11 protein-coding genes are annotated in these 13,753 nt (G+C 63.2%); 9 read left to right on the top strand and 2 right to left on the bottom strand.

The window, feature by feature from the left end; translation table 11 throughout:
- Positions 1-1,151 (bottom strand): methylenetetrahydrofolate--tRNA-(uracil(54)-C(5))-methyltransferase (FADH(2)-oxidizing) TrmFO (gene trmFO / locus VR74_RS11770; protein ID WP_045697029.1); only part of this gene is annotated, 1,151 nt, incomplete at its 3' end.
- Positions 1,152-1,247: 96 nt separating this feature from the next.
- On the opposite strand from trmFO, the gene VR74_RS11765 reads away from it, so the two are divergent.
- Genes VR74_RS11765 through VR74_RS11755 form a run of 3 tightly spaced genes read left to right on the top strand, consistent with a single transcriptional unit; the run spans position 1,248 to position 4,058 of the window.
- Entirely contained in the window at positions 1,248-2,069 is an 822-nt protein-coding gene (locus tag VR74_RS11765; RefSeq protein ID WP_045697027.1) for a hypothetical protein, read from the top strand.
- 41 nt (positions 2,070-2,110) lie between these two features.
- The gene (locus tag VR74_RS11760; RefSeq protein WP_045697025.1) at positions 2,111-3,091 is read left to right on the top strand and encodes a hypothetical protein; all 981 of its coding nucleotides are present in this window, start codon (positions 2,111-2,113) and stop codon (positions 3,089-3,091) included.
- A gap of 16 nt (positions 3,092-3,107) precedes the next feature.
- Positions 3,108-4,058, top strand: coding sequence for a DUF4013 domain-containing protein (locus tag VR74_RS11755; protein ID WP_045697024.1), 951 nt, complete (start codon positions 3,108-3,110; stop codon positions 4,056-4,058).
- Between the two features lie 3 nt (positions 4,059-4,061).
- On the opposite strand, the gene uvrA is transcribed toward VR74_RS11755, so the two are convergent.
- Complete coding sequence (uvrA, locus tag VR74_RS11750) at positions 4,062-7,070, bottom strand: excinuclease ABC subunit UvrA (RefSeq protein WP_045697022.1); 3,009 nt, start codon at positions 7,068-7,070, stop codon at positions 4,062-4,064.
- Positions 7,071-7,293: 223 nt separating this feature from the next.
- Here uvrA and ssb point away from each other — a divergent pair, with 223 nt between their 5' ends.
- The 6 genes from ssb to VR74_RS11720 form a co-directional block, all read left to right on the top strand.
- Positions 7,294-7,770, top strand: a complete 477-nt coding sequence (gene ssb, locus VR74_RS11745) for a single-stranded DNA-binding protein (protein ID WP_045697020.1) — start codon at positions 7,294-7,296, stop codon at positions 7,768-7,770.
- 21 nt (positions 7,771-7,791) lie between these two features.
- Positions 7,792-8,634, top strand: coding sequence for an OXA-1090 family carbapenem-hydrolyzing class D beta-lactamase (gene blaOXA, locus VR74_RS11740; RefSeq protein ID WP_299950314.1), 843 nt, complete (start codon positions 7,792-7,794; stop codon positions 8,632-8,634).
- A gap of 252 nt (positions 8,635-8,886) precedes the next feature.
- Positions 8,887-11,709, top strand: a complete 2,823-nt coding sequence (gyrA, locus tag VR74_RS11735) for a DNA gyrase subunit A (RefSeq protein ID WP_045697018.1) — start codon at positions 8,887-8,889, stop codon at positions 11,707-11,709.
- 16 nt (positions 11,710-11,725) lie between these two features.
- The gene (gene coaD / locus VR74_RS11730) at positions 11,726-12,223 is read left to right on the top strand and encodes a pantetheine-phosphate adenylyltransferase (protein ID WP_045697016.1); all 498 of its coding nucleotides are present in this window, start codon (positions 11,726-11,728) and stop codon (positions 12,221-12,223) included.
- Complete coding sequence (locus VR74_RS11725; protein ID WP_299950312.1) at positions 12,220-13,110, top strand: peptidylprolyl isomerase; 891 nt, start codon at positions 12,220-12,222, stop codon at positions 13,108-13,110. Before coaD ends, VR74_RS11725 begins: the two co-directional genes overlap by 4 nt.
- Positions 13,111-13,150: 40 nt before the next feature.
- A partial coding sequence (locus VR74_RS11720; RefSeq protein WP_045697014.1) for an S-adenosylmethionine:tRNA ribosyltransferase-isomerase occupies positions 13,151-13,753 on the top strand: 603 nt, incomplete at its 3' end.

Below are 13,753 nucleotides of genomic sequence, written 5' to 3'. Positions count from 1 at the left end.
GGCGGCGGGGCCAGGGTGCGGCCGAGGCGTTCGGCGGCGGCAAACCGCCCGGCCAGCAGGCCCATCGCCGCACTCTCGACATAGCCTTCAACGCCCGTCACCTGGCCCGCAAAGCGCAGGCGCGGCATGGACTTCATGCGCAGCTGCTCGTCCAGCAGCTTCGGCGAGTTCAGGAACGTGTTGCGGTGGATGCCGCCGAGGCGCGCAAACTCGGCCTTCTCGAGGCCGGGTATCATGCGGAAGATTTCCGCCTGCGCGCCATGCTTCAGCTTGGTCTGGAATCCCACCATGTTCCATAGCGTGCCGAGCGCATTGTCCTGGCGCAGCTGCACCACGGCGTGTGACTTGACGGCCGGGTCATGCGGATTGGTCAGGCCGACTGGCTTCATCGGTCCGAAGCGCAGCGTCTCGCGGCCGCGCTCTGCCATCACTTCGATGGGCAGGCAGCCCTCGAAATAGGGCGTGTCCTTTTCCCAGTCCTTGAACTCGGTCTTCGGCGCGGCGATCAGCGCATCGAGGAAGGCATTGTACTGGGCTTCATTCATGCCGCAATTGATATAGGCCGCCGTGTCCCCGCCGGGGCCCGGCTTGTCATAGCGGCTCTGGCGCCAGGCGACATCCATGTCGATGGAGTCAAAATAGACAATCGGCGCGATGGCGTCAAAGAAGGCCAGGTCGCCTTCGCCCGTATGCGCATGGATCGCCTCTGCCAGCGCCAGCGATGTCAGCGGCCCGGTCGCGATAATCACGCTATCCCAGTCTTCCGGCGGAATACCGGTAATTTCCTCGCGTACAATGGTCACCAGAGGATGCGCCTCCAGCTTGGCCGTGATCGCCTCGGCAAAGCCCTCGCGGTCCACCGCCAGAGCGCTGCCGGCGGGCACCTGATGATCTGCCGCTGTGGTGATGATGATGCCGCCCGCACGGCGCATTTCCTCGTGCAGCACGCCGACCGCATTGGTCGTGTGGTCGTCGGACCGGAAAGAATTGGAGCAGACCAGTTCGGCCAGCTTGTCCGTCTGGTGGGCCTCGGTGCCCTTCACGCCGCGCATTTCGTGCAGGATGACGGGTACGCCCGCACTGGCAGCTTGCCATGCGGCTTCGGAGCCGGCCATGCCGCCGCCGATGATATGAATGGGTTTGATGCTCATGAGAGGGGACATGCGCAGCCCGGTCCGGCGCGTCAAGATGGTGTTTGCCGCAAGCGGCCTTGCAGTTTAGGTGTCTGAGCAGTGAGGAGCGCAAGAATGGACGCCAGACTTCCAGTCGTCGGTATCGCGGTTGAATCATGGCGTCTCGCCCTGCGCGCCTTTGTGCCCGGCCTGCCATGGCTGGCGGCCCTTATGGTTGCGGCGGGACTTTACCGGCTGGCGCTCGGCTCGACCACGGGTGGCAACTCGCTGATTGCCTTCGCCCTTCTGGCGGCTGTTTTCCTTGCCGGCGTAGCCTATTCATTACAGGTCTACCGGGCCATGCTGGGCCGGCCGGCCGGCCAGTTCATCCAGCTCGCCCATGCCAACCTCGCCACCTACATGGCCTTCATTTTCATTGGCGTGTTCATCGGCTTTTTCCTCGCCATCCTGCCCGGCATCCTGCTCGAAGCCTCCGGCCGGACCGATCTGGGCGCGAAAACAGACCCTGCTGTCGTGCAGGCGGCCTTCATGGACATGTTGCCCACCGCCTATGGTGCCGTGTTCCTGGCCGCGTGCGCAGTCGGGCTCTGGGCGCTGTGTTTCATGGCCTTGCGATTGCTGCTGATCGGCGCTGCGACCGTCAGCCGGGGCGAAACCATGGTGTTCCGCACATGGCCCTGGACCAGGGGACACGGCCTGCGCCTCGGCCTTGCCGCCATGGTCACGCATGTTGCGCCCTTCGCCATGGCCGTCGCGGCCAATGCCGCGCTTGATCCCGTGCTCGGTGCCAGCGCCGCCGCTCTGTTTGCGGGCGGGGCGCTCGGCGTAATGCTGCTGGCGCCTTTCATCCTCGCAGGACATGGACTGGCCGTGACAGTGCTGCCCCGGCTGGCGCCGGTCGCGAATGAAGCGCCAGCGATTGCCCCGGCTCCGTAAATCGCCTTAGTCTCTCCCGCATACAGGGTGGGAGTGGGACATTGCCGACACAATTTTCGTTCGAAGGCGCGCTGAGCAACGCATTCCGCGCCGCGCATTTTCGCAGTTTTCCGTGGATCTACGCCAGTGTGTACGCGCTGGCCGGACTCCTGTTTTACGGGATTGTCGCTTTCCTGTCCCGCACGGCGATTCTGGATTTCGTTCAGGCGGTCGAGGCCCTTGAAAACGCCGATCTCGACAGCGCCGACCCGCGCGAAGTGATGATGCGCGTGTTTGGCGCCCTCACGCCCCTCTTTCCCATTGCGGCCTATGTCACTATCGGCTCATGGGCCGGATGGGCCGTGTTCGAAGCCGCGTCCCAGCGCCGCTATGTGCGTGATGCGCGCTTCAGCATCGGTTTCGGCGCAGATGAAATGCGCATGATGGTCGTTGGCCTGCTGTGGAGCCTGCTGGCGATTGCCTGCTTCCTGCCCGTGCTGTTCATTGTGTTCGGATCAGGCCTGTCGCTGTTCAATCAGGCGCTGGACGGGCAGTCGGCGGCCAGCATGGAAGGCGAAGCGATCGCCACCGTCTTTGGTACGCTCGGCCTCATGCTGCTGCTGTTTCCCGTTTACGTCTTCCTCGCCACGCGCCTGTCGCCCTGTTTCGCCATGACGATCAAGGACCGCAAGATCGTCTTCCTCGACGCGTGGAATGTCTCGCGCGGACACTTCTGGCCCATACTCGGCGCGTACATGATTATCGCGGTTGCCAGCGGCATCGTCGCGGCCGTCGTTGACCAGATCTTTCAGTTCGGGCTGTTCTCCACCCTGTCCCGGTTCGCGAACGTGCAATCCGGGGAAGAGGCCATGGAGATGGCCTTCTCGGCTTCAGTCCTTGTGCCGTTCGGGCTCTATGTTTTCGCCAGCATGTTCATGTCCGCCCTGCAGCAGCACTTTAACGGCGCGCCGGCGGCCTTTGCCGCCCGCCATGATCCGCGCGGGGGTGTCGATGACGCGGCACGCATGGCCGTTTTCGATTGAGCAAGGAGTCCCGTCCATGACGCATCCCGATTTCAGTTTCGGCAACGCCCTGTTCCACTTCCGCCGCACCGGCGGCCCGAAGGGCTTCCTGTGGAAATACGCGCTGGCCTTCGCGCTCGCGGGCTTTGCCATCCAGGCCATCAATATCGTGATGAGCTGGCCTATCTACGAGATTTACCTGCGCGTCTTCACCGAGGGCGATGGCGATATCACTCAGTACACCGCCGACATAAACCGGGCTTCGATGCAGTCGATGATGTCCAGCGTCCTGATATTCCCGCTCGGCATCCTGGTCTGGATGGTGTTCGAAACCGCCAGCCTGCGGCGATACATGCGCGGCGACGGATTCTGCCTGCGTATCGGAGCCGATGAGTGGCGCGTTCTGGTCGTTGGCCTGATCTGGTTCGGCCTCCTTATCGCCGCCTATATCGGCCTGTTCATCGTCGTGCTGGTGCCCATCGGCCTTGGTGCCATTGGCGGCGGGGATACGGCCGCGATCGGCGCAGTTATCGGCCTGGTCCTGATGCTGGTCTACATGCTGGCCTGTCTCTGGGCAGGCATCCGCCTCTCGCCCGCCTCCGCGATGACCGTGCGGGACGGGCAGATCCGGTTCTTCGAGGCGTGGCGCGTCACCAGGGGGCGCGCCTGGGCCCTGTTCGGCGCCTGGCTGGTCATCGGCCTCGCGATGATGGTGGTCATACTGGTCGCCTACGCCGTCATGGCCGCTCTGGGCTTTGCGCAGCTCGCGCCGCTGTTCCCGGCGCTGCAGGATGGCTCGGCCACGGGTGAAGACATCCGCGCCATCGTCACGGCCCCCGGCTTCTGGCTGCCGCTCTCGCTGATCTTCCTCCTGCTCGTCGGCGTACAGGCCGTCGCCCAGCACATTTTCGGCGGGCCGGCCGCGCTGGCCGCGAAAACGGATCCTGACTGGGTCGGCCAGCCCGGCGTTTCCGACACATTCAGCTAGGGCCTATTTCGCCGCGCTCGTCGTTTTCGTCTTACGCTTGGCTGCCGCTTTGGGCTTGGCGGCCTTTGCCGCCTTCTTCACCGGCGCCGCCTTGGCCGCCGCAGCTGGCGTCTTCGCCCGCTCGCGCTTGTTGCGCTGGGCGCGGCGCGCATCGTGGCGCCGGAAGGTCTCGGCCAGGAACTTGCCGGTCCAGCTCTCCTCGTTTGCCGCAATGTCTTCCGGCGTGCCCGCGGCCACCAGCCGCCCGCCGCCATCGCCGCCTTCCGGGCCAAGGTCCAGCACCCAGTCGGCCGTCTTCACCACATCCAGGTTGTGCTCGATCACCACCACCGTATTGCCCGCATCGACCAGCTCGTGCAGCACTTCCAGCAGCTTGCGCACATCATCAAAGTGCAGGCCCGTCGTCGGCTCGTCGAGGATATACAGCGTCCGTCCGGTCGCACGCTTGGACAATTCCTTGGCCAGCTTCACCCGCTGCGCCTCGCCACCCGACAGCGTGGTCGCCTGTTGGCCAACCTGCACATAGCCAAGGCCCACCTGCACCAGCGTGTCCATCTTTGACGAAATCGCCGGCACGGCCGAGAAGAAGTTCGATGCCTCTTCCACAGTCATGTCCAGCACGTCGGCAATCGACTTGCCCTTGAACAGCACTTCCAGCGTTTCCCGGTTGTAGCGTTTCCCCTTGCACGTCTCGCAGGTGACATACACGTCCGGCAGGAAGTGCATCTCGATCTTGATGACGCCGTCGCCCTGGCAGGCCTCGCAGCGCCCGCCCTTCACGTTGAAGCTGAACCGTCCGGCCTTGTAGCCGCGCGCCTTGGCTTCTGGCAGGCCGGTGAACCAGTCGCGGATCGGGCCGAAGGCGCCGGTATAGGTCGCCGGGTTCGAGCGCGGTGTGCGCCCGATCGGGCTCTGGTCAATGTCGATTACCTTGTCGAGATATTCGAGGCCCTCAAGGCTTTCATAGGGTTGCGGCGGGCTCGAAGCCCCATTCAGCTTGCGCGCCAGCGCCTTGTACAGCGTCTCGATGATCAGGGTCGACTTGCCGCCCCCGGAGACGCCCGTGATGCAGGTGAAACTGCCGAGCGGGATCGTCGCGGTGACGTTCTTGAGATTGTTGCCGGTCGCGCCTTTCAGCGTGATCTTGCGCCTGGTCTTTTCCACCGGGCGCCGCTTCGGAATCGGAATCTCGCGCGTGCCGTTCAGGTAGTCCGCCGTCATGCTGTTCGGATTTGCCAGCACCTGTTGCGGCGTGCCCTCGGCAATGATCTCGCCGCCATGAATGCCGGCCGCCGGCCCCATGTCGATGACATGGTCCGCCGTCAGGATCGCATCCTCGTCATGCTCCACCACAATCACCGAATTGCCGAGGTCGCGCAGCCGTTTCAGCGTTTCCAGCAGGCGCGCATTGTCGCGCTGGTGCAGGCCGATGCTTGGCTCGTCCAGCACATAGAGCACGCCGGTCAGGCCCGATCCGATCTGGCTGGCGAGGCGGATGCGCTGGCTCTCGCCGCCCGAGAGCGTGCCCGATCCGCGATTGAGGGTGAGGTATTCAAGGCCGACATCATTGAGGAAGTTCAGCCGGTCATTGATCTCCTTCAGGATGCGGCTCGCAATTTCGTTCTGCTGTTTCGTCAGCGTCTTCGACACCTTGCCGAACCAGTCGCCGGCTTCCTTGATCGAGAACGCGCCGGAATCCGAAATGTCGAGCCCGGCAATCTTCACCGCCAGGGCCTGCGGCTTCAGGCGCTTGCCGCCACAGGCTGGGCAGGGCGCGGCAGACTGGAACTTGGCAACTTCCTCGCGCACCCAGGCAGAGTCCGTCTCGCGATAGCGCCGTTCGAGGTTCGGGATCACGCCCTCGAACGTCTTCTTCACCTCGTACCGGCGCATGCCGTCATCATAGACGAACTTGATCTCATCCTCGCCGGTGCCGTGAAGGATCATCTGCTGAATGTCTTCGGTCAGCTTGTTCCAGGGCTTTTTCAGGTCGAACCGGTAATGCGTCGACAGGGCCTGCAGTGTCTGCGTCTGGTAGGGCGACGTGGATTTCGCCCAAGGCGCAATCGCGCCGTTCAGCAGGTCGAGATCCTTGTCCGGCACGATCAGGTCCGGGTCGATCTTCAGCTGGTTGCCAAGGCCGTCACAGGTCGGGCAGGCGCCGAACGGGTTGTTGAACGAAAACAGCCGCGGCTCGATTTCCGAAATCGTGAAGCCGGAAACCGGGCAGGCAAAATTGGCGCTGTAAGTGATCCGTTTCGGATCGCTCTCGCCCTCTTCAAGGTCGGCATATTCGGCAATCGCGATTCCCTGCGCCAGGCCGAGCGCCGTCTCGAAACTCTCGGCGAGGCGCTGCTCCATGCCCTCGCGCACGACCACGCGGTCGACCACGACATCGATGTCATGCTTGAATTTCTTGTCCAGCTTCGGCGCGTCTTCCAGTTCGAAGAACTCGCCATCCACCTTCACCCGTTGGTAGCCATTCTTCAGCAGTTCGGCGAATTCCTTGCGATACTCGCCCTTGCGGCCGCGTATCATCGGCGCCAGCAGGTAAAGCCGCGTGCCTTCCGGCAATTCCATCGTGCGGTCGACCATCTGGCTGATCGTCTGGCTCTCGATGGGCAGGCCTGTGGCGGGCGAATAGGGAATGCCGACGCGGGCCCAGAGAAGGCGCATATAGTCGTATATCTCGGTCACGGTGCCCACGGTCGAGCGCGGATTGCGGCTGGTCGTCTTCTGCTCGATCGAGATCGCGGGCGACAGGCCCTCGATGCTTTCCACGTCCGGCTTCTGCATCAGTTCCAGGAATTGGCGCGCATAGGCCGACAGGCTCTCGACATAGCGCCGCTGGCCCTCGGCATAGATCGTGTCGAATGCCAGCGAGGATTTGCCCGAGCCCGACAGGCCGGTCATCACCACAAGCTCACCGCGCGGAATGTCCACGTCGATATTCTTGAGGTTGTGTTCCTTGGCTCCGCGCACGCGGATAAAGGGCGATTCTAGTCGGGCCATGCGGAAAGCTCGTTACGGTGGCGAAACAGGTATGGGAGTGTTGCTAGGCTCTATGTGTGGCCTGAGTCCAGCTTGACCACAAGAACAAAATGTGAACATTTCCGACTCGCTGCTTTTTTAATCCCGGCCTGTGGAAAAACGGCTGGGGAGGCGACAGGCGGGCCCGGTCGCGGTAGAAGAGAACAGATTCGATAACGAAACAAGTCTGAGCGGAGATGGATATATGGCAGGATCAGTAAACAAGGTCATCCTGATCGGGAACGTGGGGCAGGATCCGGAAATCCGCCAGTTCCAGAATGGCGGACAGGTTGCCAGCTTCACGCTCGCAACGTCGGAGACCTGGAAAGACAAGGCGACGGGCGAGCGCAAGGAAAAGACCGAGTGGCACCGGATTTCGATCCTGAGCGAAGGTCTGGTCCGTGTCGTCCAGAATTATGTTAAGAAGGGCTCCAAGCTCTATATCGAAGGCCAGCTGGAAACCCGCAAGTGGCAGGACAAGGACGGCCAGGACAAGTACACGACCGAAGTTGTGCTGCGCGGCTTCGGCAGCACGCTCACCATGCTCGACAGCGCGGGTGATCGCGGGGGCGGCGCACGCTCCGGCGGCAATGATTTCGGCTCCCAGCAAGGCAGTGCCCGCAAGATGAGCGGCCCGGCCGAAAGTTTCAGCCAGGATCTCGACGACGAGATCCCGTTCTAGGAGGCACACGTGCAACGCAGGATGGCCCATTCTTCGCGCTTTGCCACTGGCCTGGTTCTGGCCCTGGCGGCGTGCCTGCTGGCCGCCTGCATGACACTCACCCGGCCGCCGCCCCTGAGTGCCAGCGTGGCGGCAGCCGGTGTTGATCCCGAAACCTCGACACTGGTCGTCTACCGGCTGGAGGATCAGCGCACATGGATCAGCAACCCTGACCGGGCAAAGGCGCGGTTCACCCCCGCCTCGACCTCGAAAATCCCCCACACCCTGATCGCGCTGGAAACCGGTGCCGTGTCCGGCCCGGACGAGGTCTTTGAGTGGGACGGCGTCAAGCGCTTTGCCGACAGCTGGAACGAAACCCAGGATTTCGCCTCGGCCTACACGCGCTCGACCGTCTGGATCTATCAGGCTGTCACACCGCGGATCGGCTCGGCCGCGCTGCAGGAATGGCTCGCGGCCTTTGACTATGGCAACGCAGACACGGGCGCGCCCGAAGACGTGTCGTCCTATTGGCTGAAAGGCCCTCTGGCGGTCTCTGCCGAGGAGCAGGCCGCCTTCCTGGCCCAGCTGTCGCACCGGATGCTGCCGCTCTCCGCGCACACCTATGAGCGCGCCGTGCCCATGATGGTGGCCGATTCCGGTCCAGGCTGGACGCTGTACGGCAAGACCGGCTGGAAAAGCCTGGAGGGCGAGGCCGATATCGGCTGGTTCGTCGGCTGGCTGGAGCAGACCACGGGAGACGCCCCCGGCACCTATGCCTTCGCCTTCAACATGGACATGGCCGACCCGCAGGCCGATGTGCCGAAACGCAAGGCTGCCGTCCTGCGCGCGCTGTCCGATCTCGGCGCGCTGCCCGCTGGCCAATAGGCCGCCGGGCGGCGCCGCCCGCCTCGTGAGGCGATGCGCGCCTGCCGGAGCTGTATCCGTACAGGTTGCGTGCTTTTTAGGTGCTTTTTCCGTGCTGTTATTCGTGCCTTTCCGGGGGTGTCGGCGAACTGTTAAAACACCCCCGAAAGGCTGGCTTTCCGTGCCCCCGGCTGCTAAGCTTTTCCTCAATGATTATTGGCGATTCGGGCATGCTCCCCGCCATTTGAGACCGGACACGCAGAAAGCCCCCCCATGAGTGACGACACGACCCCGCCGGACGAGCCGGAAACCCCCGAAAATGCGGGTGACCGCCCCCACGCCCTCCCTGCCGGAATCGAGCCGATCTCGATCGAATCGGAGCTGAAAAGCTCGTATCTCGACTATGCGATGAGCGTGATCGTCAGCCGGGCGCTGCCGGACGTGCGCGACGGCCTGAAGCCGGTCCACCGCCGCATCCTGTATGCCATGCAGGTGGGCGGCAACACGCCTGACAAGCCCTACAAGAAATCCGCCAACATTGTCGGCGCCGTGATGGGTAACTTCCACCCGCATGGTGACAGCGCGATCTATGACGCCCTCGTGCGCATGGCCCAGCCCTTCTCGATGGGCCTGCCCATGGTCGATGGCCAGGGCAATTTCGGCTCGATCGACAATGACCCGCCAGCTGCCATGCGTTACACCGAAAGCCGCATGACCAAGGCCGCGACCTTCCTGCTCGCCGACATCGAAAAGGACACGGTCAACTTCCAGGACACCTATGACGGTTCGCAGCAGGAGCCAATGGTCCTGCCGGCCCAGTTCCCGAACCTCCTGGTCAATGGCGGCGGCGGCATCGCCGTCGGCATGGCGACCAATATCCCGCCGCACAATCTCGGCGAAATCGTCGACGCGACCCTAGCCGTCATCGACAACCCGCTGATCGACGACGAGGCGCTGCTCGACATCGTGCCCGGCCCCGATTTCCCCACCGGCGGCCTCATCATGGGCCATGCCGGCAGCCGCAAGGGCCTGACCACCGGGCGCGGCTCGGTCATCATGCGGTCGAAGACCGATATCGAAGAGGCCAAGAATGGCCGCCAGGCCATCATCATCACCGAGATTCCGTATCAGGTGAACAAGGCCGCAATGATCACTAAGATCGCCGAACTGGTGCGCGAAAAGCGCGTCGAGGGCATCTCGGACCTGCGCGACGAATCCGACCGCAACGGCATCCGTGTCGTCATCGAGCTGAAAAAGGATGCCAGCGCGGAAGTCGTGCTGAACCAGCTGTTCCGCTTCAGCCAGTTGCAGACCAGTTTCGGCGTCAACATGCTCGCCCTGAATGGCGGCCGTCCCGAGCTGATGAACCTGCGCAAGGTGCTCGATTGCTTCGTCACGTTCCGGCAGGAAGTAATCGTCCGGCGTACCAAGTTCGAACTCAACAAGGCCCGCGATCGCGCGCATGTCCTGGTCGGTCTCGCGCTCGCCGTGGCCAATATTGACGAAGTCATCCGCATCATCCGCCACGCGCCGGATCCGGCCACCGCGCGTGAGCAACTGCTCGCCAAGGCCTGGCCCGTCATGGACATGGGCCCGCTTCTGGAACTCATCGCAGACCGGCGCACGCGCTGGTCCGGCGGCGACACGATCTACCTGTCAGATGAACAGGCCCGCGCCATTCTCGACCTGCGCCTTCACCGTCTTACCGGCCTCGGCCGCGACGAGATCGGCAGCGAGGCCAAGGGCCTGTCCGACAAGATCGCCGACCTGCTCGACATCCTGCGATCACGGCCCCGGATCATGGAAATCATCAAGGCCGAGCTGGCCGAGGTGAAGGAAAAGTTCGCGGTGCCGCGCCGGTCCGAATTCGCCATGGGCGGAATCGACATGGAAGACGAAGACCTCATCGAGGTCGAGGACATGGTCGTGACAGTCACGCATGGCGGCTACGTCAAGCGCACCCCGCTCTCGACCTACCGGACCCAGCATCGCGGCGGCAAGGGCCGCTCCGGCATGTCGATGAAAGACGAGGATTTCGTGGTCAAGCTGTTCTCGGCGACGACCCATACCGAGATCCTGTTCTTCTCGTCGGCCGGCATGGTCTACAAGGAAAAGGTCTGGCGGCTTCCCGTCGGCGGGCCGAACTCGCGCGGCAAGGCGCTGGTCAATATCTTCCCGCTGGCCGTGGATGAACGCATCGAGAGCGTCATGCCCCTGCCGGATGACGAAACGGCGCACGAAGTGCTCGACCTGATGTTCGCCACCCGCTCCGGCACGGTCCGCCGCAACAAGCTGGCAGACTTCACGCGCGTCAACCGCAACGGTAAGATTGCGATGAAGCTGGACGAAGGCGACGGCATCGTTTCGGTCAAGATTTGTTCCGAGCATGACGACATCCTGCTGACCACGGCGTTTGGCCAGTGCATCCGCTTCCCGGTCACGGATGTGCGCGTCTTTGCCGGACGCAACTCGACCGGTGTGCGTGGCATCCGTCTCGGATCGAAGGACGAGGTCATCTCAATGGGCATCCTGCGCCATGTCGAAGCAACGTCGGAGGAGGCCCGTGCCTATCTCAGGCATGCGGCCGCCATGCGCCGCGCTGCGACAGGCGAAGAAGAGGAAATCAGCGAGGACGATGGCGAGGAGAACGTTGCTGAGGCCGCGCTGAGTGCCGAACGCATCGCCGAACTGGGCGCCGCAGAGGAATTCATCCTCACCATCGCCAATGACGGCATGGGCAAGCGCTCGTCGGCCTATGACTACCGGATCACCGGGCGTGGCGGCAAAGGCCTCGTGGCCCAGAATATCTGGGGGCGCGACAAGAAGAACGGACCAACCAAGAAAGTGTCCCAGTCCTTCCCGGTCGATGATGGCGACCAGGTCATGCTCGTCACCGATCGCGGCCAGCTGATCCGCACGCCGGTGGACCAGATACGCATTGCGGGACGGTCAACAGGCGGTGTCTGGGTGCTGCGGACAGCCGAAGGCGAGCATGTCGTTTCTGTTGCACGTCTTGTGGAAGACGCTGAAACCGATATGGATGAGGCCAGCAAGGGGGCGCCGGGCGAAGCCGGAGCACCTGATCCGCAGGAATAGGTAAAAGGGGGCGCCAGTGCATCGTATCGGACTTTACCCGGGGACATTTGATCCTCCGACCAATGGTCATATCGATATTTTTGGTCGCGCGATGAAGCTCGTCGATACGTTGGTCATCGGCGTGGCGGTCAATGAGGCCAAGAAGCCATTGTTTTCGCTGGAAGAACGCGTGAACATGGTGAAGGCTGAATGCGCCCGCTTCAACGGGCCGGGCATGGCAGAGATCAAGGTCCTGCCGATGCATGGCCTGCTGATGAAGTTCGCCGAAGCCTGCGGCGCGCAGATGATCCTGCGCGGCCTGCGGGCCGTTCAGGACTTCGAATACGAATTCCAGATGACGGCGATGAACGAGCAACTGAATCCCGACATTGAAACTGTGTTCCTGATGGCCGATGTTAGGCACCAGGCGGTCGCGTCGCGTCTCGTAAAGGAAATTGCGAGTCTCGGCGGCGACATAGCGCCTTTTGTAAGCCCTGACGTGAAACGGGCCCTCATGGAGAAATACGGTAAATGAAGCTCGCAACATTGGTGTTTGCCGCCTCGGCCCTGGCTTTCGGGCAGATGGCGCATGCGGATACGTCGGCTGCAGTTGAAACCAGCGCGACTGTAACGGTTGAAGAAGCCAAGGCAGATGCCGATAACTGGCGGCCGGTCGATGCAGAGCGCCTGTTCATTTACCAGACCAACAAGGGGCGCATCCTGATCGAAGCGTTCCCCGAGGTTGCCCCCAAGCATTATGCGCAATTTGCCGCGCTTATACGGTCCGGCGATATGGACGGCACCAGTTTTCACCGTGTCATCAACGGGTTCATGGCACAGGGCGGCGACATCTATGCGCTCAAGGGCCGCGAATCCGGGCTGCCGGATATTCCCGGCGAGTTCACGTTCCGCCGAAATCCGGCAGAGATGCCGCTTGATGCCGCCATTGGTCCTGTGGATTCGGCGAAAAACGGCTATGTGAACGGCTTCCCGATGGCCACGCAGGCCTCGTTCTTTGCCGAAATGTCGGTCGATGGACTGGTTGAGAGCTGGATCCTGCATTGCCGCGGCGTCGTTTCGACCGCACGCACCGCCGACCCGAACTCGGCCAATTCGCAATTCTTCCTGATGCGCGACACGTCACCCCATCTCGACAAGGAATACACCGCCTGGGGCCGCGTGGTCGAAGGCGAAGACGTGGTCCTGAAACTGAAGGCTGGATCGGATGCGCTGAACGGCGAGGTCGCGTTGCCGGATATCCTGATGTCGGCAAAGGTCGCGGCTGACCTGCCAGAGACCGAGCGCCCGAACGTCTGGGTCGAGCGGACGGATGGGCCTGTCTTCACGGCGCGGCTTGCCGCGGCTGGCGAAGACGTCGGCGTCTGCGACCTGCCATCGGTGCCATCAGTCGTCGAGAACTAGACCTCCGGCGCCTCAACCGGGCACACATCCCTCAAGACCCATGAACCTTGCCGCATTCGATTTCGATCTGCCCGAACACCTGATCGCCCTGCGGCCGGCAGACCCGCAGGATTCTGCCCGGCTGCTGGTCGTGCATGGCGACGGACGGCTGGAAGACGCCAATGTGCGCGACCTGCCGCGCTATCTCTCCGCCGGCGACGTCCTCGTGTTCAATGACACGCGCGTGCTGCCCGCCGCGCTCAAGGGCATCCGGCCCGCGCGGGGCGAGACAGGCGCGGATGTCGCCTGTGACGTGAATCTGGTCGAGCGCATCAATGAAAATACGTGGCGCGCGCTGGCCCGGCCCGGCAAGCGCCTGAAGCCCGGCGATACGATCCGGTTTGCTGACGGCTTCCATGCCGTGATGACCCAGCGCATCGATGGCGGCGAGATCGAGCTTTCGTTTTCCCGGTCCGGCGCGGCACTGGAACAGGCGCTCGACGCGCACGGCGCCATGCCGCTGCCGCCTTACATCGCCCGCCGCCGCCCCGCTGACGCGCGCGACCGGGATACCTACCAGACGAGTTTCGCGGGCGATGATGCCGCCTCCGTGGCCGCGCCTACGGCGGGCCTGCACTTCACACCGCGCCTCCTGTCGGAACTG

The organism is Hyphomonas sp. BRH_c22 (assembly GCF_000961795.1).
In the GTDB taxonomy this organism is placed as follows: Bacteria; Pseudomonadota; Alphaproteobacteria; order Caulobacterales; family Hyphomonadaceae; genus Hyphomonas.
The sequence above is the reverse complement of the archived record's forward strand: the minus strand, read 5'-3'. Positions and strand labels throughout refer to the sequence as shown.